The organism is Pseudomonas sp. ICMP 3272 (assembly GCF_001466905.1).
Classification (GTDB): domain Bacteria; phylum Pseudomonadota; class Gammaproteobacteria; order Pseudomonadales; family Pseudomonadaceae; genus Aquipseudomonas; species Aquipseudomonas amygdali.
The window spans coordinates 1-24,333 of sequence record NZ_LKEK01000108.1 but is presented as its reverse complement, the minus strand read 5'-3'; the positions used below and the strand labels follow the sequence as shown (position 1 = coordinate 24,333).

Annotated in this window: 8 protein-coding genes; 7 read left to right on the top strand and 1 reads right to left on the bottom strand. The window is 61.6% G+C overall.

The window, feature by feature from the left end; translation table 11 throughout:
- Positions 1–237 precede the first annotated feature (237 nt).
- The 7 genes from AO068_RS24390 to AO068_RS24370 all read left to right on the top strand — a co-directional run bounded on the left by AO068_RS24390 (position 238) and on the right by AO068_RS24370 (position 23,484).
- On the top strand, positions 238–3,648 hold the full coding sequence (locus AO068_RS24390) for a non-ribosomal peptide synthetase (protein WP_058409692.1): 3,411 nt from the start codon (positions 238–240) through the stop codon (positions 3,646–3,648).
- Positions 3,645–10,217: a condensation domain-containing protein gene (locus AO068_RS29880; protein ID WP_058409691.1), complete on the top strand. Its 6,573-nt coding sequence runs from the start codon at positions 3,645–3,647 to the stop codon at positions 10,215–10,217. The genes AO068_RS24390 and AO068_RS29880 overlap by 4 nt, the downstream gene beginning before the upstream one ends.
- 28 nt (positions 10,218–10,245) lie before the next feature.
- Positions 10,246–10,446, top strand: coding sequence for a hypothetical protein (locus AO068_RS29875; protein ID WP_442963745.1), 201 nt, complete (start codon positions 10,246–10,248; stop codon positions 10,444–10,446).
- Positions 10,388–10,582 carry a hypothetical protein gene (locus AO068_RS29870; protein ID WP_442963742.1) on the top strand — a complete coding sequence of 65 codons (195 nt, stop codon included), beginning with the start codon at positions 10,388–10,390 and terminating at the stop codon, positions 10,580–10,582. The genes AO068_RS29875 and AO068_RS29870 overlap by 59 nt, the downstream gene beginning before the upstream one ends.
- Entirely contained in the window at positions 10,551–10,985 is a 435-nt protein-coding gene (locus AO068_RS29865) for an AMP-binding protein (RefSeq protein ID WP_161936612.1), read from the top strand. The genes AO068_RS29870 and AO068_RS29865 overlap by 32 nt, the downstream gene beginning before the upstream one ends.
- 87 nt (positions 10,986–11,072) lie before the next feature.
- Positions 11,073–14,858: an amino acid adenylation domain-containing protein gene (locus tag AO068_RS29860; RefSeq protein WP_442963741.1), complete on the top strand. Its 3,786-nt coding sequence runs from the start codon at positions 11,073–11,075 to the stop codon at positions 14,856–14,858.
- A gap of 1 nt (position 14,859) precedes the next feature.
- Positions 14,860–23,484, top strand: coding sequence for an amino acid adenylation domain-containing protein (locus AO068_RS24370; RefSeq protein WP_058409689.1), 8,625 nt, complete (start codon positions 14,860–14,862; stop codon positions 23,482–23,484).
- Positions 23,485–23,682: 198 nt separating this feature from the next.
- On the opposite strand, the gene AO068_RS24365 is transcribed toward AO068_RS24370, so the two are convergent.
- Positions 23,683–24,333, bottom strand: a 651-nt coding sequence (locus tag AO068_RS24365) for an IS3 family transposase (RefSeq protein WP_058409688.1), incomplete at its 5' end; no start/stop codon positions are given.

Sequence of the window (24,333 nt, the reverse complement as noted above, 5' to 3'; positions counted from 1 at the left end):
TACATTTTTGGAGAATGTACCTGCCCTTTCGCGAACAAGTTCGCTCCCACAAGATTTCAACTACCGTGCAATGCTCCGCGTAGGCATGCTGTTCTGGACGCTCTGCGTCCTCGCTTGGGTATGCGGTGCAATGCAGAGCACCAGCCTCGAGAAACCTTTCTAAATATTTCCCCGCCAATTCGTTCTTGTTGATACGACCCCGCCCGACGGTCAGCCCCATTCAGCAAGGATCGACCCATGAACCCCGAACACGCCCAGAAACTCGCTCGTCGTTTTGTCGAGTTGCCCCTTGAAAAACGTCGTCTGTTTCTCGATGGCATGCGCAAGGAGAACATGGATTTCTCGCTGTTCCCGATCCCTTCCTGCGCAGGGCTGGCCGAGCGTGACGGGCTGTCTTATGCCCAGCAACGGATGTGGTTTCTCTGGCAGCTGGACCCGCACAGCACAGCCTACAACCTGCCGATGTCGGTGTGCCTGAATGGCCCGCTGGAGCTGCCGTTGCTGGAACGTGCCTTCAGTGCGCTGGTCGAGCGGCATGAAAGCCTGCGCACCACCTTCGGTCAGGAAGGCGACCGGGCGTTTCAGCGTGTTGCGCCGCCGACACCCGTCAGCATCCGTGTGATCGACCTGAGCCAGCAGCCTCGCGAACAGCGCTGGGCGAGTGCGCGGCAGGCGATCGCCGAACAGTCGGCGCAGACCTTCGACCTGCAGCGCGGGCCGCTGTTTACCGTGCAGGTATTGCGCCTCGCAGAACAGGAACACCTACTGCTGCTCAACCTGCACCACATGATCACCGATGGCTGGTCGATGAACGTGCTGATCGACGAATGGCTGCGCGGCTACGACGCGCTGCTGGCCGGTAAACCGCTGCCTTTTCAGCCGCTGCTTGTGCAGTACCGCGATTACGCGGTCTGGCAACGCAGCTGGCTGGAAGCCGGTGAGCAGGAGCGTCAGCTGGACTACTGGCGCAGCCACCTGGGCGACGAGCATCCGCTGCTGGAGCTGCCCACCGACCGTCCCTATCCGGCCTTGCCCAGCCACGACGGCGCTCGCCTGGAACTGGCACTGGAGCCCGAGCTGCTGCGCAACCTGAAAAGCCTCGCGCAACGCCAGGGCGTGACCCTGTTCGTGGTGCTGCTGGCGACCTTCAAAAGCCTGCTGCATCGCTACAGCGGGCAGACCGATATCCGTGTCGGCGGCCTGATCGCCAACCGCACCCGCAGCGAAACCGAAGGGCTGATCGGCTGCTTTATCAACACCCAAGTGCTGCGCAGTGAAGTAACGGCGCGAACACGCTTTGTCGATTTATTGCAGACCGTGCGCAATGCTTCGACCGGTGCTCAGGCGCATCAGGAGTTGCCGTTCGACGCGATCATCGACGCCTTGCAACCCGAGCGCAGCCAGAGCCACAACCCGCTGTTTCAAGTGATGTTCAATCACCAACCTGTGGTTGCCGACCTGCTGGACAAACAATTGAGCGGTGGCCTGCGTGTGGCCAATCTGCCTGCCGAGCAACAGGCACTTGCGCAGCGTTCGCACGCCGCAGCCAGTGATCTGATGCTTGCCACCAGCGGCGAGGGCGAGCAACTGAACGCCGCTTTCACCTACGCCACCGATATTTTCGATCAGGCGACCATCACTCGTCTGGCTGATCACTGGCGTAACCTCTTGGCCTCGGTCTGCGTCGATCCGCTGCAAACCATCGGCGAACTGTCGATGCTCTCGACCGATGAGCGCGCGCACCTGCTGGATGTCGACAGCGCCATCAAGGCCGACACCACAACCCCCGCGCATCGCCAATTCGAAGCGCAAGTGCAGCGCACACCGAGCGCCCCGGCATTGATCCTCGCCGGTGAAGGCCAGGCGCCCAGCCTGAGTTACACCGAACTGAATGAGCGCAGCAACCGTCTGGCCTGGCAACTGCGTGAGCAAGGCGTCGGGCCGGACGTGCTGGTCGGCGTGGCACTGGGCCGTTCGCTGGACATGCCCGTCACGCTGCTGGCTGTGCTCAAGGCAGGCGGTGCCTATGTGCCGCTGGACCTGAGCGCGCCGAGCGAGCGTCTACGTCATGTGCTGCAGGACAGCGGCCTGAAACTGCTGCTGACCCACAGCCAGCAAAAGACGACGCTGCCTGAGCTGGCGGGTATTCAGTGCCTGTGCATCGATCAGATGAGCAGTGCGGCAGCCAGCCCGCAAAACCCGGACATTGCCGTTGATCCGGCCAATCTGGCCTACGTGATCTACACCTCGGGCTCGACCGGCCGGCCAAAAGGCGTGGCGATCAGTCATGGCGCGCTGGCCGAATTTGTAACGTTGGGCGCGAACTACAGCGACCTGCGCGAAGGCGACCGGGTCCTGCAATTTGCCACCCATAGCTTCGACGGCTTCGTCGAGCAGTTCTACCCACCGCTGTGTCGCGGCGCGGCCGTGGTCTTGCGTGACGAGCGTTTGTGGGACAGCGCCACCTTCCATCAGGCTGTCGTCGAACATGGCGTAACCCTGGCTGACCTGCCTGCGGCCTACTGGCTGACGCTGGTTCAGGATTTCGCCGCAAGCCCGCCTGCGCATTACGGCGCGCTGCGGCAGATTCACGTCGGCGGCGAGGCGATGGCTGTCGAAGGTCTGCGCCTGTGGCACAAGGCCGGGCTCGGGCACGTGCGCCTGCTCAACACCTATGGGCCGACCGAAGCTACGGTGGTATCGAGCATTCACGATTGCAGTGCACTGACTGCGGAACAGGTGTCGTGGCGCGGTGTGCCGATTGGCAGAGCTCTGGCGGGACGACGGCTGTACGTGCTCGACGATCAACTGAATCTGCTGCCGCAGGGCGCGGTGGGCGAGCTGTACATCGGTGGTCCCGGCCTGGCGCGGGGTTATCACGCCCAGCCCGGCCTGAGCGCCGAGCGTTTCGTGGCTGATCCGTTCGTGCCCGGCGAGCGCCTGTACCGCACCGGTGACCGCGCCAGGCTGCGTGCTGACGGCGCTGTCGAGTACATCGGGCGGGTCGATCATCAGGTGAAAATTCGCGGTTTCCGTATTGAACTGGGTGAAATCGAATCGCGCCTTCAGCAATGCACGGGCGTGCGCGAAGCGGTGGTACTGGCCGTCGAGCTGGCGGGCAGTACGCAACTGGTCGCCTACGTGGTGCCGCAGGTCATGGCGAACGGCGATGCCGAGCAACTGGCACTGCGCCAGGGCATCAAGGCCCAGCTGCAAGCCAGCCTGCCGGATTACATGGTGCCGACGCATTTATTGCTGCTCCCGGAACTGCCGCTCACGCCCAGCGGCAAACTGCACCGCAAGGCACTGCCAGCACCCGACTCAAGTCAGTTGCAGGCGCGTTATCGCGCGCCGCACAGCGAGGTGGAAATCTGCCTCGCTGCTATTTGGCAAGAAGTCCTGCACGCACCGCAGGTCGGCCTCGACGATCACTTTTTCGAGTTGGGTGGCCATTCGTTGCTGGCCGCGCAAGTCATCGCCCGGATCAAAACGCGACTGGGCATCAGCCTGCCGTTGCGCACCCTGTTTGAAAAACCGCTGCTCAGCGACCTTGCCGTCGAAGTGGCCGCGCTGACCGACAACACAACGGATAACGACTGGAGCGACATGGACCAGTTCATGGACTCACTGGAGGAATTTGGCGCATGACCGGGACCACCGCTGCACGTATCGCGAAACGTTTTGTCGGCCTGTCGCTGGAACAACGCCAACAGTTCCTCGCCCGCTTGCGTCAGGAAGGCAAGGATTTCAGCCTGCTGCCGGTGCCGGTCAGCCGTCATGATTTCAGCACGATTCCGCTGTCGTTCGCCCAGCAACGCCTGCTGTTCCTCTGGCAGCTCGACCCGCTGAGCGACGCCTACAAGATGACCACCGGCCTGCGTCTGCAAGGCCCGCTGAACGAGCCGGCCTTGCGCCGCGCCTTTGATCATCTGATCGAACGCCATGAAGTGCTGCGTACCGTGTTCCACACCGACGGTGATCAGGCGCAGCAAGTGCTGCTGCATGATCAGACCGTGGCGCTGGACAGCATTGATTTGTCCGGTCTGGCTGATATCGAACTGCGCGATGCCGAACTGGCGTTGCGAGTTGCCACCGTCACCAGCCAGCCGTTTGATTTGCGCACAGGCCCGTTGCTGCGTGCGCACCTGTTCCGTCTTGCCAGTGACGAGCATGTGCTGGTGGTGAGCATGCACCACATCGTCTCCGACGGTTGGTCGATGGACGTGATGATTCAGGAGTTCGTGCACTGCTATCAGGCGTATTGCGAAGGTCGCGAACCTGCGCTGCCGGAGCTGCCGCTGCAATACGCCGACTACGCTATCTGGCAACGCAGCTGGCTGGAGGCGGGCGAGGGCGCGCGGCAACTGGATTACTGGCGCAGCCAGTTGGGTGACGAACAACCTTTGCTGGACGCCGCGCAGGATTTCCCACGCCCGGTGACACAAAGCTATCAGGGCGAGCACCTGCGCTTTGATTTCGGCGCTGATCTGTCGCGCCAGCTCAACGCCTTTGCGCGCACGCAGGGCATGACCCTGTTCATGCTGGTGCTGGCCGGTTTTTCGCTGTTTCTGTCGCGCAAGGCCGGGCAGCGCGATATCCGCATCGGCGTGCCAAACGCCAACCGCGGTCGTGCTGAAACCGAAGGGCTGATCGGTTTCTTCATCAATACTCAGGTTTTGCGCTGCCAGGTGGACGAGCGCCTGAGCTACCTTGACCTGCTGGCGCAGATCCGTGACACCTCGTTCGGCGCGCAGGCGCATCAGGACGTACCCTTTGAGCAACTGGTCGATCAACTGGCACCCGAGCGCAGCCTGGGCCACAACCCGCTGTTTCAGGCCAAGTTCAACCAGAACGTAATCCTCAAACAGAAAACCGCGCTCAAGCTGGCCGGGCTGGAAGTCAGCGAATACGCCTTCGACAAGCAGGGCGCGCATTTCGATCTGGCGCTGGACATCACCGACGACGGCACGCTGATTCATGGCGACATGGCCTACGCCAGCGACCTGTATCGACGCGCCACCGTCGAAGGGTTCATTCCCGAAATGCTTGCGCTGTTCAAAACCCTGCTCGATGCGCCGCAGGCGCCGTTGTTCAGCCTCGGTGCACCGGCAATCGAGCCACCACGCGAAGTGCGCGAACCCGCGCCGCACATGCTTCAGCTCTGGGGCCAACAAGTTGAACACCAGCCGCATGCACTGGCCGCCCGGTGTCTGGATCGCAGCCTGACGACGCTGGAACTGGATCAGACCGCCAATCAGCTGGCTCATCATCTGATCCGGATGGGTATTGGCGAAGGCCAGCCGGTTGCGGTGTTGATGGAGCGTTCGCTGGACTGGCTCACGGCGGTGCTGGCGATCTTCAAGGCCGGTGGTGTGTACATGCCGCTGGACGTCAAAGCCCCGGATGCGCGCCTGCAACAGATGCTCAGCAACGCCCAGGCCAAAGTGCTGCTGTGTGCCGAAGGCGATGTGCGCCAGACGTCACTGGATGTTGCCGGCTGTGAGGGCCTGGCCTGGACGCCTGCGCTGTGGCAGGCCTTGCCGGTCAGTCGTCCTGATATCACGCTGTCAGCCGATTCAGCGGCTTACATTATTCATACCTCCGGTTCCACCGGTCAGCCCAAGGGCGTATTGGTCAGCCAGGGCGCGCTGGCCTCTTACGTGCGTGGTCTGCTGGAGCAGTTGCAACTGGCTCCCGAGGCGAGCATGGCGCTGGTCTCGACCATCGCCGCCGACCTTGGTCATACCGTGCTGTTCGGCGCGCTGTGTTCGGGACGCACGCTGCATGTGCTGACCGAGGCGCTGGGTTTCGACCCGGATGCATTCGCGGCTTACATGGCCGAGCATCAGGTTGGCGTGCTGAAGATCGTGCCCGGTCATCTGGCCGCGCTGTTGCAGGCCAGCCAGCCTGCCGATGTGTTGCCGCAGCATGCACTGATCGTCGGCGGCGAAGCCTGTTCGCCTGCGCTGGTCGAGCAGGTGCGTCAGCTCAAACCGGATTGCCGGGTGATCAACCACTACGGCCCGAGCGAAACCACTGTTGGCGTACTGACCCATGAATTGAAAGTGGACACGATTCCCTGTGGGAGCGAACTTGTTCGCGAAGAGGCCAGCACAGGCCTGCAAAAGGCTGAGACTCTACTACTGCTTTCGCGAGCAAGCGAAGCGTCGCCCGGCTCGCTCCCACAAGGTTTATATCTATCCACTACGGTGCCGGTCGGTGCGCCGTTGCCGGGGGCCAGCGCTTACCTGCTGGATGATGTGCTGAACCCCGTTGGCACTCAGGTGGCGGGCGAGCTGTACATCGGTGGCGACAGTGTCGCGTTGGGCTACATCGGTCAGCCTGCGCTGACCGCCGAGCGTTTCGTGCCGGACCCGTTTGCAGAGAATGGCGCACGGGTGTATCGCAGCGGTGACCGTATGCGGCGCAATCATCAGGGCTTGCTGGAATTCATCGGTCGTGGCGACGATCAAGTGAAAGTGCGCGGTTATCGCGTCGAGCCTGCCGAAGTGGCGCGGGTGCTGCTGAACCTGCCTTCGGTTGCGCAAACCAGCGTGCTGGCATTGCCTGTCGATGAAGATGAATCCCGTCTGCAACTGGTGGCCTATTGCGTCGCGGCAGCCGGTGCCAGCCTGACCGTCGACAGCCTGCGCGAGCAATTGGCTGCGCGCTTGTCCGACTACATGGTGCCCGCACAGATCATGCTGCTGGACAGCCTGCCGCTGACCGCCAACGGCAAGCTCGACAAGCGCGCCTTGCCCAAACCGGGCGTGGTCATACAGCGCTACACCGCGCCGGTCGGCGAGATCGAGGAAAAGCTCGCCGCCGTATGGGCGGACGTACTGAAACTGGAACAGGTCGGCAGCACCGACAACTTCTTCGAACTGGGCGGCGACTCGATCCTCAGCCTGCAGATCATCGCCCGTGCCAAGCGTCAGGGTATCAAGCTCAGCCCCAAGCAGTTGTTTGAAAAGCAGACCATCAGCCAGTTGGCCTCGGTGGCAAAACTGATCCAGAAAAAGCCTGCTGCGCTGGTCGAACAGGTCAGTGGCTCGCTGCCGTTGCTGCCGATTCAGGCGCGCTTCTTCGAACTGGACATCCCCGAGCGTCAGCACTGGAATCAGGCGCTGATGCTCAAGCCCCTGCAAACGCTGGATGCCAGTCATCTCCAGGCTGCGCTCACTGCACTGATCGAACAGCACGATGCGTTGCGTCTTGGTTTTGCCCAGCAAGACGGCCAGTGGCAAGCCACGTTCGGCGCACTGAACACTCGCGACCTGCTGTGGGTTCATGAGCTGGACAGCATCGAGCGCTTGCCTGAACTGGCCGATGAGGCGCAGCGCAGTCTGGACCTGAAAAACGGTCCGCTGCTACGGGCGCTGTTGGTCAACCTGCCGCAGGGCGAGCAGCGTTTGTTGCTGGTGATTCATCATTTGGCCGTCGACGGCGTGTCGTGGCGGGTGCTGCTGGAAGACCTGCAGCAGGCTTACGTCGCCCTGACGAAGGGCCAGCCTGTGGCGTTGGCAGCGAAAACCACGTCGCTCAAGCATTGGGCCGAGCAATTGCAACAGTATGCGACCGGCGAAACGCTGACAGCCGAGCGCGATTACTGGCTACACGCTTTACAGGGCGACGATCAACCGCTGCCGCGCGACAAGCCCGAAGGTTCGATGCGCAATCGCGATGCGGCCCATGCGTCATCCTGGTTGAGCAAGGACCTGACCCACAAACTGCTGAAAGTCGCACCTGCCGCGTACCGCACACAAGTCAACGACCTGCTGTTGACCGCGCTGGCGCAAGTGTTGTGCGAGTGGAGTCAGCAGCCGTCGGTGCTGATCCAGCTGGAAGGGCATGGCCGCGAAGACTTGTTTGACGACACCGATCTCAGCCGTACCGTCGGCTGGTTCAGCAGCCTGTTTCCGGTTCGCCTCACGCCGCAAATCGCGCCGGGTGCAAGCCTGTGCGGCATCAAGGAACAACTGCGTGCCGTGCCGAACAAAGGTATTGGTTACGGCGTACTACGTCATCTCGGCGAGCCGTCGTTTAAGCAACAACTGGCCGCCTTGCCGCAGGCGCGGGTCACGTTCAATTACCTGGGCCAGTTCGACGGCAGCTTCAACGAACAACAAGGCGCGTTGTTCGTGCCGAGTGCCGACAAAACTGGCACTGCGCTGTGCGAAGACGGCCCGCTGGGCAACTGGCTGAGCCTCAATGGTCAGGTGTTCGATGGCCAGCTGCAACTGGACTGGAGCTTCAGCCGCGAGGTGTATCACGCTTCGACCATCGACACCCTGGCGCGCCGCTACGAGCAGGCGCTGACCACGCTGATCGACCACTGCACCGCCGGGCATCAGGGCGTCACGCCGTCGGACTTTACGCTGGCGCGCCTCACTCAAACGCAACTCGACGGCTTGCCGATTGCTGCGGGCGAGATCGAAGACATCTACCCGCTGTCGCCGATGCAGCAGGGCATGCTGTTCCACTCGTTGTTCGATGAGGGCGCCGGCAACTACATCAACCAGATGCGCGTGAGCATCAGCGGCCTGGATGTGCCGCGTTTCCATAACGCATGGCAATCAGCGGTGAACAACCACGAAGTGCTGCGCAGTTGTTTTATCAGCCAGAGCGAACAGTCGCTGCAAGTCGTGCAACGTCAGGTCACACTGCCTTTTGTCGAGCTGGATGCGCGTGGCAAGCCGCAAAACTGGCTCGACGACTGGGCGCAGGCCGACCGTCAGCAGGGTTTTGATCTGGCGCACGGCCCGCTGTTGCGCCTGGCGGTAGTGCGCACTGGCGACGACGCGTGGCAGCTGGTCTACACCAGTCACCATATTTTGATGGACGGCTGGAGCAGCTCGCGGCTGCTGGGCGAAGTGCTGCAACGCTACAGCGGTCAGACGCCGCCGAAACAGGCGGGACGTTATCGCGATTACATCCAGTGGCTACAGGATCAGGACGCTGATGTCAGCGAGCGCTTCTGGACCGCAGAACTGGCCGAACTGGACGAGCCGACCCGCTTGCTGCAAGCCTTCAAAACATCAACCGATGAGCAGGGCTATGGCGATTACATTCAGCTGATCGATGCCGACGGCACCCGCCGCTTGAGCGAGTTTGCCCGCGAACAGCACGTCACCCTCAACACGCTGGTGCAATCGGCCTGGCTGTTGCTGCTGCAACGCTATACCGGCCAGTCCAGCGTGACCTTTGGTGCGACGGTGGCCGGGCGTCCGGCTGAATTGCCGGGCGTCGAGGAGCAACTGGGCCTGTTCATCAACACCTTGCCGGTGATCGCCAGCCCGCGTTCGGAACAGACCGTCGGCGACTGGGTGCAGCAGGTGCAGGCGAAGAACATTGCCCTGCGCGAGCATGAGCACACGCCGCTGTATGACATCCAGCGCTGGGCACGTAACAGTGGCGAGGCGCTGTTCGACAACATACTGGTATTTGAAAACTACCCCGTGTCCGAAGCCTTGCAGCGCGCGCCGGACGGTCTGACGTTCAGCGACCTGCGCAATCAGGAACAAGCGCATTACCCGCTGACCCTGGTGGTCGAGGCCAACGACGTGCTGTCGGTACGTTTCAGTTACGACCGGCAACACTTCAGTGCAGAAGGCATTCTGCAACTGGCAGCGCATTTCGATCACTTGCTGCAAAGCCTCAGTGCGTCCGCAACGGCGCGTCTCGGCGAGCTAACCCTGCCAACTGCCTGGACGCAAAGCGTGCAGTATTACCCGACCGAGCAGTGCGCCCATCAACGCATTGAAACCCAGGCCGAGCGCACGCCGCAGGCCATTGCCCTGACTTTTGCTGGCGAGCAACTGAGCTATCAACAGCTCAACTGCCGCGCCAACCAGTTGGCCCATAAACTGCGCAAGCAGGGCGTCGGCCCGGATGTTCGCGTGGGGCTGGCCGCTGAACGCAGTCTGGAAATGATCGTCGGAATGCTGGCGATCCTCAAGGCTGGTGGCGCGTACGTGCCGCTGGATCCGGACTACCCGCAGGATCGCCTGAGCTTTCTGATGCACGACAGCGGTATCGAACTGTTGCTGACCCAGGCGCATTTGCTTGGGCAACTGCCTATTCCTGCATATGTTCAGACACTGGATCTGGCTGATTCGCTGGACGGTTACAGCACGGAAAACCCGGTCAACCAGACCTCGCCAGACAATCTGGCCTACGTCATCAATCTACACCTCCGGCTCGACCGGAAAACCTAAAGGCACCTTGCTCGCCCATCACAACCTGATGCGCCTGTTTGCCGCTACAGATGACTGGTTTAAATTCAGCGAAAAGGACGTGTGGACGCTGTTCCATTCGTTCGCCTTCGACTTCTCGGTGTGGGAGATTTTTGGCGCGCTNTGGCGCGCTGCTGCATGGCGGCCGACTGGTGATCGTGCCGCGCGAAGTGACCCGTTCGCCGGAAGAGTTCCATGCGCTGCTGGTTGAACAGCGCGTCACAGTGCTTAACCAGACGCCGTCGGCGTTCAAGCAGTTGATGCGTGTGGCGTGTGATTCGCCTGTGTCGATGTCGCTGGAGAAAGTCATCTTTGGTGGCGAAGCAGTTGATGCGTGTGGCGTGTGATTCGCCTGTGTCGATGTCGCTGGAGAAAGTCATCTTTGGTGGCGAAGCGCTGGACGTCGCCAGCCTGAAGCCGTGGTTCGACCGTTTTGGCGATCATGCACCGCAACTGATCAACATGTACGGCATCACTGAAACCACCGTGCATGTTACTTACCGACCGATAACCGAGGCCGACACGCAAAACCCGGCCAGCCCGATTGGCGAGGCGATCCCGGATTTGTCGTGGTACGTGAAACCGAGGCCGACACGCAAAACCCGGCCAGCCCGATTGGCGAGGCGATCCCGGATTTGTCGTGGTACGTGCTGGACGCGGATTTCAACCCGGTTGCCCAGGGTTGCAGCGGCGAACTGCACATTGGCCATGCGGGTCTGGCGCGCGGTTATCACAACCGCGCGGCGTTGACTGCCGAACGCTTCGTGCCGGACCCGTTCTCCAGCAGGCGGTCGCCTGTACCGCACCGGCGACCTGGCCCGTTATCGCGCTGCCGGAGTGATCGAATACGCCGGGCGTATCGACCATCAGGTGAAGATCCGTGGTTTCCGCATCGAACTGGGCGAAATCGAAGCGCGGCTGCAAGCGCACCCGGCCGTGCGCGAAGTGATCGTGCTGGCCGTGGATGGGCAATTGGCCGCGTATTTAGTCACAGCCGAGCCTGGTCAGGATCAGCAAAGCCTGCGCGAAACCCTGAAGACCGAGCTCCGTGCGCATCTGCCGGATTACATGGTGCCGACGCATTTCATCGTCCTCGACAAGATGCCGCTGACCGCCAACGGCAAGCTGGACCGCAAGGCGCTGCCTGCGCCGGATGCCAGCCAGTTGCAGGCGGCCTATATTGCGCCGCAAGGCGAGCTTGAGCAGCAACTGGCGGCGATCTGGGCCGATGTGCTGAAAGTCGAGCAGGTCGGGCGTAGCGACAACTTTTTTGAGCTGGGCGGGCATTCGTTGCTGGCCACTCAGGTGATCTCGCGCATCCGTCAGCAACTGGACGTCGAACTGGCGTTGCGCGACCTGTTCGAAGCGCGTGATCTGGCAGCCTTTGCGCTGGCGGCGGGCAACGGGCAGGGCAATGCTGCGCCACGCTTTATCAAGGCCGACCGCAGCCAGCCGCTGGGCTTGTCTTACGCACAGCAGCGCCAGTGGTTTCTCTGGCAGCTTGATCCAGAAAGCACTGCTTACACTATTCCTGCGGCCCTGCGTCTGAGCGGCTCGCTGGACATTGCCGCGCTGGAGCACAGTTTCAGCGCATTGATTGCCCGCCACGAAACCCTGCGCACCACCTTCCGCCAGCAGGGCGAACAGGCTGTGCAGATCATCCATGCGCCGCGTGCCTTGACCCTGATGGTCGAGTCCGTGCCTGCCGGCCAAACCCTTGAAGCCTGCGTGGAGCAGGAAATGCAGCGCCCGTTCGATCTGGAACAGGGCCCGCTGTTGCGCGTCCGCTTGCTGAATCTTGCTGCTGACGAACACGTGCTGATCCTGACCCAGCACCACATCGTTTCCGATGGCTGGTCGATGCCGATCATGGTCGATGAGCTGGTGCGCCTGTACGAAGGCTATAGCCAGGGCCGTGAGGTGGAGTTGACCGCGCTGGACATGCAATACGCCGACTACGCACTGTGGCAACGCAACTGGATGGACGCCGGAGAACAGACGCGACAGCTGGATTACTGGCAGCAGCAACTGGGCGACCAGCAGCCGATTCTGGAATTGCCCGCCGATCACCCGCGCCCGGTGGTGCAAAGCCACGCCGGTGCGCGGCTGGCGGTCGAGCTGGCGCCAGCGTTGATCGACGACTTGAAACAGGTCGCGCGGCAACAGGGCGTCACACTGTTCATGCTGTTGCTGGCATCGTTCCAGACCTTGCTGCATCGCCACAGCGGCCAGCCGGACATTCGTGTCGGCGTGCCGATTGCCAACCGCACCCGCGCGGAAACCGAAGGCCTGATCGGTTTCTTCGTCAACACCCAGGTGCTGCGCGCCGAATTCGACCTGCACACCACGTTCAGCGAGCTGCTGCAACAGGTCAAACATGCGGCCCTGCAAGCCCAGGCGCATCAGGAACTGCCGTTCGAACAGCTGGTCGAGGCACTGCAACCTCAACGCAGCCTCAGTCACAGCCCGCTGTTCCAGGTGATGTTCAACCACCAAAGCCAGGCCAGTGCTGAGGTGCGCGCACTGCCCGGTTTGCAGGTCGAAGCGCTGACGTCCGAGAGCTATCCGGCACAGTTCGACCTGACCCTCAATACCGCCGAACACGATGGCGCTTTGAGCGCAGGCCTGACCTATGCCACCGCGCTGTTCGAACGCAGCACCATCGAGCGCATGGCCGGGCACTGGCTCGCGCTGTTGCAAGCCATTTGCGCCAATGCGGGTCAGCGTATCGCTGAGGTGCCAATACTTGACGCTGCCGAACAGCAGCAGATTATTCGCGACTGGAACGCCACGGCTGCCGATTTCCCTGGCGAGCACAGTCTGCACAGCCTGATCGAGGCGCAGGTGCTGGCCACGCCGGACGCCCCGGCGCTGGTCTTCGCCGCTGAACAACTCAGCTACGCGCAGCTCAATGCCCGCGCCAACCAGCTTGCTCATCGCTTGCGCGAGTCGGGCGTCGGCCCCGATGTGCTGGTGGGTATCTGTGTCGAGCGCAGCGTCGAGCTGGTCATCGGCCTGTTGGCGATCATCAAGGCCGGTGGCGCTTACGTGCCGCTGGACCCGGATTACCCCGAAGACCGTCTGGCCTACATGATGCAGGACAGCGGTATTGGTTTACTGTTGACCCAGAGTGCACTGCTACAGCGCCTGCCGGTTCAAGTACAGAGCCTTTGTCTGGATCAGGACGGCGATTGGCTTGACGGTTACAGCACTGCCAACCCGGTAAACCTCAGCCATCCGCTGAATCTGGCGTATGTGATTTACACCTCGGGTTCGACCGGCAAGCCAAAAGGCGCAGGCAACAGCCATCGCGCCCTGGTCAACCGTTTGCACTGGATGCAGAAGGCCTACGGGCTGGATGGCAGCGATACGGTATTGCAGAAAACCCCGTTCAGCTTCGACGTTTCGGTGTGGGAATTCTTCTGGCCGCTGCTGACCGGCGCACGTCTGGCAGTAGCGCTGCCGGGCGATCATCGCGACCCGGAGCGGCTGGTGCAGACCATCCGCGAACATCAGGTCACGACGCTGCACTTTGTCCCGTCGATGCTCCAGGCGTTTCTGACTCATCCGCAGGTGGAAAGCTGTAACAGCCTGCGTCGTGTGGTGTGCAGCGGTGAAGCATTGCCTGCCGAACTGGCCGCTCAGGTGCTCAAACGTCTGCCGCAAGTGGGCTTGTACAACCTGTATGGCCCGACCGAAGCGGCTATCGACGTGACGCATTGGACTTGCACTACTGACGACGTGCTCAGCGTGCCGATTGGTCGACCCATTGATAACCTGAAAACCCACATTCTGGATGACGGCTTGCTGCCCGCCGCGCAAGGCGTTGCGGCAGAGCTGTATCTGGGCGGTGTGGGGCTGGCGCGGGGTTATCACAATCGCGCGGCGCTGACGGCTGAGCGCTTTGTGCCGGACCCGTTCGACGAGCAGGGCGGGCGTCTTTACCGCACCGGCGATCTGGCGCGTTATCGCGATGAAGGCGTTATCGAATACGCCGGGCGTATCGACCATCAAGTGAAGATTCGCGGCCTGCGTATTGAACTGGGCGAGATCGAAGCCAGCCTGCTGGAACACGAAAACGTTCAGGAAGCTGTAGTTGTCGACGTTGACGGCCCGTCCGGCAAGCAGCTGGCAGCCTATCTGGTGGCTGAGCACAGTGGCGATCACCTGCGGGATGCACTCAAGGCGTATCTCAAGGAAACACTGCCCGATTACATGGTGCCGACCCACTTCGTCTGGCTGGCAAGCATGCCGCTGAGCGCCAACGGCAAGCTGGATCGCAAAGCCCTGCCAGCACCAGACGCCAGCCAGTTGCAGCGCCAGTACGTTGCGCCGTCGACTGAGCAGGAGCAGCAAATGGCTGCGATCTGGGCCGACGTGCTGAAAGTCGAGCGCGTCGGGCTGAGCGACGATTTCTTCGAACTGGGCGGCCATTCGCTGCTGGCCACGCAACTGATTTCCAGAATTCACACGGGCCTGGGGATCGACATCCCGCTGCGCCTGATTTTCGAGAAACCGCAATTGAACGAATTTATTCAGGCTTTCGCCAGCAGCGGCTTGTCGCTGACCGACGACGGCTTGTCCGATATTGAAAAAATGATGAATGAAATGGCGGGTATCTGACATGGACAAGTCTGCAGCAGAGCGTATCGCCCAGCGTTTCGTTGGTTTGCCCGTCGAACAGCGCCGCCAGATTCTGAACAAGATGCACGAGACCGGGCAGAGCTTCAAACTGCTGCCCATTGCTGTAACCCGGCATGATGTAGCGCGTATCCCGCTGTCCTACGCTCAGCAGCGCATGCTGTTTCTCTGGCAGATGGAACCGGGCAACGCCGCGTACAACGTGCCTATGGCAGTGCGTCTGAATGGCCCGCTGGACCGGCAGGCATTGAGCGCAGCGCTGGACAATCTGGTGCAGCGTCACGAAACCCTGCGCACCCGGTTTGTTTCCGAGGACGGCGCGTTCTATCAGGAGATTCTTCAGCAGGCGACCGTTGCCCTTGAGTTTGCCTCGGTTGCGCCAGCCGACATCGAAAACCAGGTGCGCGCCGAGCTGCAAAAGCCCTTCGATTTGCTCAGCGGTAAATTACTGCGGGTCAGGCTGTTTCAATTGGGCGAAGCCGAGCACGTTCTGACCGTGTGCATGCATCACATCGTCTCCGATGGCTGGTCCGGCGAAGTGCTGATTCGTGAGTTTGTGCAGTTGTATCAGGCGCAGGTCTCCGGGCAGCCAGCGCAATTGCCTGCGCTGGCCATTCAATATGCCGACTACGCGATCTGGCAGCGCGCATGGCTGGAAGCCGGGGAGGGCGAGCGGCAGTTGAACTACTGGAAGCAGCAGTTGGGCACTGAGCATCCGCTATTGAGCCTGCCGCTGGATCATCAGCGTCCGCTGCAACCGAGCCAGCGTGGCGCGACGGTGCGCGTCGATGTGCCGGAACAATTGTCTACGCAGCTGAAAAGCCTGGCGCGCAATAGCGGCCAGACCTTGTTCATGCTGACTCTGGCGGCACTGTCGGTGGTGCTGTCGCGTTTCAGTGGTCAGGCCGACATTCGCATTGGTGCGCCCAACGCCGGGCGCACCCGTAGCGAGCTGGAAGGCCTGATCGGCTTCTTCATCAACACTCAGGTTCTGCGTGTGCAGGTGGATGAGCAGCAGAGCTTTGCGCAGTTGCTGGATCAGGTGAAACAGGTCGTGACCGGTGCCCAGTCGCATCAGGAGCTGCCCTTTGAACATCTGGTGGACGCGCTGGCACCCGAGCGTAATCTGGGCCACAACCCGTTGTTCCAGTTCAAGATCAATCAGCATGTGCTGGCGGCCGAAGACAGCGGGCAACGTGTGTCGGGCCTGACCGTCGATGAGTTTCCGATTGGCAGCAGCGATGCACGCTTTGATCTGGCCTTCGACTTCACCGACACGCCGCGCGGCATACGCGGTTATTTCACTTACGCCACCGACCTGTTCGAGCCATCGACCATCGAGCGTATGGCCGATGCGCTGCGTGCTGTGATGCAGGCACTGGTCGTGGACACTGACCAGCGTCTGGCTGATCAGCCGCAAGCAGTGTCGTTGCCGGTCGCTGAGCAGAGTGCCGATTTTGCCTGCGATGACTTCCTCAGCCTGTGGCAACAGGGCCTGCGCATCGGACGTGGCAAGACCGCGTTGCGCGTTGGCCAGCAGGTGTTGAGCTTTGATGAACTTGAACAACGCAGTAACCAGTTCGCCCGCTACCTGCATGCGCAGGACATCAAGCCGGGCATGACCGTTGCGCTGTGCCTGGACCGCTCTGTGGAATGGGTGGTCAGCCTGCTGGCGGTGCTCAAACTCGGTGCCGTTTACCTGCCGCTGGACAGCGCACAACCTGCCGAGCGTTTGCAGCAACTGGTTCGTGACAGCGGCGCGGCGTTGTTGATTCACGCCTCCGGCGACGACAAGGCCGCGCAACTGGGTGTGTGCCCGGTACTGGCCTTCGATGCTGCGCTGTGGTCCGCAGTGGATGGCAGTGCGTTGAATGTGCGTGTCATCGCCGAGCAACCGGCTTACATCATCTACACCTCCGGCTCCACCGGGCAGCCGAAGGGCGTGGTGATCAGCCACGGCGCGCTGGCCAACTACGTGCAGGGCGTGCTTGAGCGCCTGTCGCTGGATGACGGGGCGAGCATGGCGATGGTGTCGACGGTCGCCGCAGACCTGGGCCATACCTTGCTGTTTGGTGCGCTGGCGTCCGGTCGGCCGCTGCATCTGCTGTCTCATGAGCAGGCGTTCGACCCTGATGGCTTCGCCCGTTACATGGCCGAGCATCAGGTTGCAGTGCTGAAAATCGTACCCAGCCATTTGCAGGGGCTGCTGCAAGCCGCCAACCCGGCCGACGTGCTGCCGGGCCAATTGCTGATTCTGGGCGGTGAGGCCAGTTCCTGGGCGTTGATCGAGCAAATCCGCGCGCTCAAACCGGGCTGCCGGATCGTCAACCACTACGGCCCGACGGAAACCACGGTCGGCATCCTCACCCATGAAGTCGCCGAGCGCGTTGACGCTTGCCGCAGTGTGCCGGTCGGTCAACCACTGGCCAATGGCAAAGCGCGGGTGCTGGACGCCTATCTCAACCCGGTTGCCGAACGTGTGGCAGGCGAGCTGTATCTGGGCGGTCGCGGTCTGGCGCAGGGCTATCTGGGCCGTGCGGCGATGACCGCCGAACGCTTCGTGCCGGACCCGCATGCCGATGGTCAGCGCCTGTACCGTGCGGGTGACCGCGCGCGCTGGGTGGACGGCGTGCTGGAGTACCTGGGGCGCGCGGATGATCAGGTGAAAATCCGCGGTTACCGGGTCGAGCCGGGGGAAGTCGGCCAGTTGCTGCAAACCCTGGAAAACGTCGCCGAAGCCGTGGTGCTGGCGCAGCCGCTGGAAAGCGACGAAACACGTCTGCAACTGGTGGCGTACTGTGTTGCGGCGGCCGGTGTGAACCTGAATGTCGACAGCCTGCGCGAGCAACTGGCTGCGCGCTTGCCCGAATACCTGGTGCCCGCGCAGATCATGCTGCTGGACAGGCTGCCCGTGACCGCCAACGGCAAGCTCGACAAGCGCGCCTTGCCTAAACCCGGGGTGGTCAAACAGCGCTACACCGCGCCAGTCGGCGAGATCGAGGAAAAGCTCGCCGTCGTGTGGGCGGACGTACTGAAGCTGGAACAGGTCGGCAGCACCGACAACTTCTTCGAACTGGGCGGCGACTCGATTCTCAGTCTGCAGATCATCGCTCGCGCCAAGCGCCAGGGCATCAAGCTCAGCCCCAAGCAGTTGTTCGAAAAGCAGACCATCGGCCAGTTGGCCTCGGTGGCAAAACTGATCCAGAAAAAACCCGCTGCGGCGGCAGAACAGGTCAGTGGCTCGCTGCCGTTGCTGCCGATTCAGGCACGTTTCTTTGAACAGGATATTCCCGAGCGTCAGCACTGGAATCAGGCGCTGATGCTCAAGCCCCTGCAAACGCTGGATGCAATCCATCTTCAAGCTGCACTGACTGCACTGATCGAACAGCACGACGCGCTGCGTCTGGGTTTCACCCAACAGAACGGCCAGTGGCAAGCCACTTTCAGCGCGCTGAACACGCGCGACCTGCTGTGGACTCACGAACTGGACAGTGCCGAGCGCTTGCCTGAACTGGCCGATGAAGCACAACGCAGTCTGGACCTGAAAAACGGCCCGTTGCTGCGTGCGGTGCTGATCGACTTGCCGCAGGGCGAGCAGCGTTTGTTGCTGGTGATCCATCACCTGGTGGTGGATGGTGTGTCGTGGCGGGTGCTGCTGGAAGACCTGCAACAGGCGTATGGCGCCATCGCAGCAGGCCGGCCATTGGCGCTGCCTACGAAGACCAGCTCGCTGCAAAGCTGGGCCGAGCACTTGCAGGCCTATGCGCAAAGCCCTGTGCTGGCGCAGGAACTGGATTATTGGCAGACGCAGTTGCAGGACGTCAGCGACGCCTTGCCCTGCGATTACCCGCACGGCGGTCAGCAACAGAAGCACGCGCTGTCGGTGGTCACGCAACTGAATGGCGAGCAGACCCGGCAACTGCTGCAAGACGCTCCGGCGGCTTATCGCACGCAGATCAACGACCTGCTGCTGACCGCGTTGGCGCGGGTGGTCAGTCGCTGGACCGCGCAGCCGCATGCCCTGATTCGTCTGGAAGGGCATGGCCGCGAAGACCTCTTCGACACGCTGGACATCACCCGTACGGTCGGCTGGTTCAGCAACCTGTACCCGGTCCGGCTCACGCCGCAGGCCACGCTGGCTGATTCGCTCATGGCCATCAAGGAACAGCTGCGCGCAGTGCCTGACAAGGGCATTGGTTACGGTGCCCTGCGTTATCTGGGCAGCGAATCTGCGCGGCAGACCCTGCAAGCGTTACCGCTGGGCAGTATCGTGTTCAATTACCTCGGGCAGTTCGACGGCAGCTTCGACGCACAAGGCGCGCTGTTCACGCCCTCGGCCGAGAGCAGCGGCGCGTCGCAGAGCGCCGATGCGCCGCTGAGTGCGCCGCTCAGCATCAATGGTCAGGTGTATGGCGGCGAATTGCGCCTGAGCTGGACCTTCAGCGGTGCGGTGTTTGAACGTGACACCGTGCAGCGGCTGGCCGACGAATATGCGGTTGAACTGCAACAATTGATTGCGCATTGCACCACTGATGGCGTGGCTGGGGTAACTCCGTCGGACTTCCCGCTGGCACGCCTGAGCCAGTCGCAGTTGAGCCGTTTGCCAATCCCTGCGGCGCAGATCGAAGATATCTACCCGCTGGCACCGATGCAGCAGGGCATGTTGTTCCACACCCTGTTCGAGCAGGAAGCGGGCAATTACATCAACCAGATGCGCGTCGAGGTCAGTGGCCTGGACGTGCCGCGTTTCCGCGCCGCCTGGCAGGCCACGCTGGATGCTCATGAAGTACTGCGCAGCGGCTTTGTCAGCCATCTTGAGCAGTCGCTGCAAGTGGTGTTGCGCGATGTCAGCATGCCGTTCGTCGAACTGGATGCCCGCGCGCAATCAGGCGAATGGATCGACGCTTGGGCGAATGCCGATCGCCAGCAGGGCTTCGACCTGGCTCGGGGGCCGCTTCTGCGCCTGGCCGTATTGCGCACTGGCGAGCAGACGCATCAACTGATCTACACCAGCCATCACATTCTCATGGATGGCTGGAGCAGCTCGCGCCTGCTGGGCGAGGTGCTGCAACGCTACAGCGGCCAGACGCTGCCGAGGCAAGTCAGCCGTTATCGTGACTACATCGAATGGCTACAACGCCAGGATGCTGCGCTCAGCGAACGTTTCTGGACCGGCCAGCTTGCCGAACTGGACGAGCCGACCCGGCTGGTTCAGGCCTTCAAAGCGTCCGGGAGCGAGCAGGGGCATGGTGATTACCTGCAACTGATCGATGCCGATGGCACCCGCCAGTTGAGCGAGTTTGCCCGCGAGCAGCGCGTCACCCTCAACACGCTGGTGCAATCGGCGTGGTTACTGGTGCTGCAACGCTACACGGGGCAGTCCAGCGTGACCTTTGGCGCTACCGTGGCCGGGCGTCCGGCTGACCTGCCGGGTGTTGAGGAGCAACTGGGGCTGTTCATCAACACCTTGCCGGTGATCGCCAGTCCGCGCCCGGAACAGCGGGTGGCGGACTGGGTACAGCAGGTGCAGGCGAAGAACATCGCCCTGCGTGAGCATGAACACACGCCGTTGTACGAGATTCAACGCTGGGCACGCAGCGCTGGCGAGGCGCTGTTCGACAACATTCTGGTGTTCGAAAACTACCCGGTGTCCGAAGCGCTGCAACAGTCCGCGCCGCAGGGGCTGGTGTTCGGTGGCCTGCACACCCAGGAGCAGACCCACTACCCGCTGACTCTGGTGGTCAATCTGGGCGAAACCCTGTCGATGCGCTTCAGCTATGCCCGCCAGCATTTCAGCGAGCAGCACATGGCGCAGTTGTCGGCGCATCTGAGGCAGGTTTTGCAGGCATTGGTGCACGATCCGCAGGCGGCGATTGGTGAGCTGTCTTTGTTGAGTGGTCCCGAGCAGCAGGTGTTGGGGGACTGGAACGCTACCGCCGCCGATTTCCCGAGCGAGCATTGCCTGCACAGCCTGATCGAAGCCCAGGTACAGGCCACGCCGGACGCTCCGGCACTGATTTTCGCCGCCGAACAACTCAGCTATGGGCAACTCAACGCTCGCGCCAATCAGCTTGCGCATCGCTTACGTGAAGCGGGTGTTGGTCCGGATGTGCTGGTGGGGATTTGTGTCGAGCGCAGTCTGGAACTGGTCATCGGCCTGCTGGCAATCATCAAGGCCGGTGGCGCTTACGTGCCGCTGGACCCGGATTACCCCGAGGATCGGCTGGCGTACATGATGCAGGACAGCGGCATTGGTTTGTTGTTGACCCAGACTTTGTTGCTGGAACGCCTGCCGGTTCCTGCGCAGATACAAAGCCTGTGTCTGGATCAGGAAGGCGATTGGCTGGCCGGTTACAGCACTGTCAACCCGGAAAACCTCAGCCATCCGCTGAATCTGGCGTATGTGATTTACACCTCGGGTTCGACCGGCAAGCCAAAAGGCGCAGGCAACAGCCATCGCGCTCTGGTCAACCGTTTGCACTGGATGCAGAAGGCCTACGGGCTGGATGGCAGCGATACGGTGTTGCAGAAAACCCCGTTCAGTTTCGACGTGTCGGTGTGGGAATTCTTCTGGCCGCTGCTGACCGGAGCACGTTTGGCCATGGCGTTGCCGGGCGATCATCGCGATCCGGAGCGGCTGGTGCAGACCATCCGCGAACATCAGGTCACGACGCTGCACTTTGTCCCGTCGATGCTCCAGGCGTTTCTCACCCATCCTCAGGTAGAAAGCTGTAACAGCTTGCGTCGTGTGGTGTGCAGCGGCGAAGCACTGCCTGCCGAACTGGCCGCTCAGGTGCTCAAGCGTCTGCCGCAGACGGGGTTGTTCAACCTGTACGGCCCGACCGAAGCGGCTATCGACGTCACCCACTGGACCTGCACCCCGGACGACGTGCTCAGCGTGCCGATTGGTCGACCCATCGATAATCTGAAAACCCATATCCTCGACGACGGATTGCTGCCTGCCGCGCAGGGCGTTGCGGCAGAGCTGTACCTCGGCGGTATCGGTCTGGCGCGGGGTTATCACAACCGCGCTGCGCTGACGGCTGAACGCTTTGTGCCGGACCCGTTCGACGAGCAGGGCGGGCGTCTTTACCGCACCGGCGATCTGGCGCGTTATCGCGATGAAGGCGTTATCGAATACGCCGGGCGTATCGACCATCAGGTGAAGATTCGCGGCCTGCGTATCGAACTGGGCGAAATCGAAGCGCGTCTGCATGAGCATGCCGGTGTGCGAGAAGCCAATGTGATCGACATTGACGGGCCTTCCGGCAAGCAGCTTGTGGCGTATCTGGTGCGCACTGATGCTGCTCAGGAGCCTGACGCTCTGCGCGAAACCCTGAAAACGCACCTCAAGGCTCACGTGCCGGATTACATGGTGCCGACATACTTTGTCTTCATCGAGGTGATGCCGCTGACCGCCAACGGCAAGCTGGATCGCCGGGCACTGCCCAAACCGGACGTGGCTCGTTCACAGCAAGGCCACGTCGCGCCACGCACGGAATTCGAGCAACGTCTTGCCGCGTTGTGGGAGCAGGTGCTGCAGGTCGAACGGGTAGGGCTCAACGATAACTTCTTCGCCCTGGGCGGCCACTCACTGCTGGCGGTTTCGCTGGCAGGCAGGATTCGCGAGACGTTTGATGTCTCCATCAAACTGCATGATTTTCTGTTGATGCAGACCTTGGGTGAGCTGGCCGATTTCATGCGTAGCGACGAGGCTAAGGTCAAATCGGCAGTCATCGCCATGAACGCCAGTCGATCAGACAACGCGCCATTGTTCTGCCTGCCACCGGGCGGTGGCGGCACGTACTCGTATTACCCGCTGGCGGGTCAATTGAGCGACAGCCGACCGGTTTACGGGCTGGTCAACAAGGCTTACGTGGTGCCGGGCTGGTTTGATACGTCGTGGCAGGAAATGGTCGATTACTACGTCGAGCAAATCCGTATGACTCAACCGCACGGGCCTTACAACCTGCTTGGCTGGTCGATGGGTGGTGCGCTGGCCATCGAGGTGGCGCATGTGCTTGAGCGTGAGGGCGACGCGGTGAGTTTCCTCGGGCTGGTGGACACCCAACTGCCTGCCTCGGTCGGGATGCAGTGGGTCGAAGAAGCTCCGGAGGTCACCACGCAGAAACAGGGCGAAAATTACTACCGCAGCCTGATCAAGAGCCTGCAGGCGTTTGTGCCGGGCTTGCAGGAAGCGTCGATTGTGGGGCTGATCGAAACCGCCCGGCAGTCGCTGTTCAGCGAGGGCGAGGTGATTGACTGGGTAGTCGACCATGTCGCGCTGGAGGCCGGCATGAACGCCGACAACCTGCGCAGCATATTCCAGGACATCGCCGTGCAGGACGAGATCGAAACCGGTTACAAACTACTGGAAGCCAACGCACAGCTGAGCCAGGCATTTACCCTGAAAACGCTCAACGTACAGGCCGATTGCTGGTGGGCCGGGCAGAGCCGTGCGCCAGGGCAGATTGCCCGGGCTGAAGCGGTGCTGCTTGAACAGTGCTCGGTCAACGGGCTGCGCAGCTCGACAACGGTTGATCAGCGGCATGACAACGTGGTGCTTGCCGAGGCGTTTCTGCACGGGCTTGCCGAGCGGCTTGTGTGACGCAGAGCGTCACGAACGGCATTCCCACGCTGGAGCGTGCGGAACGATAATCCCAGCTATCGTGCGGCGCTCCGCGTCGCATGCAGTTCTGGACGCTTTGCGTCCGGTCTTGATTGTGCGGGGCGGCACATATCTGTGACGCAGAGCGTCACGAACGGCATTCCCACGCGGTGAACTGCCCCCCAAAAGTTGGACGGTTTAGCTTGCCGCCTGAGCCCTGTACTTTACGGGGCTTTGACCGTTGAGCTTCAGCTTGATGCGGTCATGGTTGTAGTAGTGGATGTACTCATCCAGACCTGCTTTCAACTCATCGATGCTTTCAAACTGTTTCAGGTAGAAAAACTCGGATTTCAGTGTACCGAAAAAGCTTTCCATTGCCGCATTGTCCAGGCAGTTGCCCTTACGGGACATGCTTTGTTTGACGCCTCGTACCGATAGCTTATGGCGATACTGCGCGTGATGATACTGCCAGCCCTGGTCCGAGTGCATCACAAGCTTCGGCTCGTCCTGCAACTGCTGCAACGCCTTGTCCAGCATGCTGGTGACCAGCTCAAAGCTCGGCCTTGTCGACACTTCATACGCCACGATTTCACCGTTGTACAAGTCCATCACGGGTGAGAGATACAGCTTGCGATTGCCTACCTTGAACGCAGTCACAGCGGTCACCCACTTCTGGTTCGGGCGTGGCGCGCTGAAATTGCGCTCCAGCAAATTCGGCGCAATGGTTCCGATTACGCCCTTATAGGAGCGGTATTTTTTGGGGCGCACCACTGATCGCAGGCCCAGTTCTGCCATCAGTCGTTCTACAACCTTCTTGTTGACCAAAATACCTGCATTGCGAATGACCGC

What these genes read in the sequence shown, in the direction of transcription:
- AO068_RS29880 (WP_058409691.1), top strand. Translation starts at nt 3,645, where the DNA reads ATGACCGGGACCACCGCTGCACGTATCGCGAAACGTTTTGTCGGCCTG.
- AO068_RS24370 (WP_058409689.1), top strand. Translation starts at nt 14,860, where the DNA reads ATGGACAAGTCTGCAGCAGAGCGTATCGCCCAGCGTTTCGTTGGTTTG.
- AO068_RS24390 (WP_058409692.1), top strand. Translation starts at nt 238, where the DNA reads ATGAACCCCGAACACGCCCAGAAACTCGCTCGTCGTTTTGTCGAGTTG.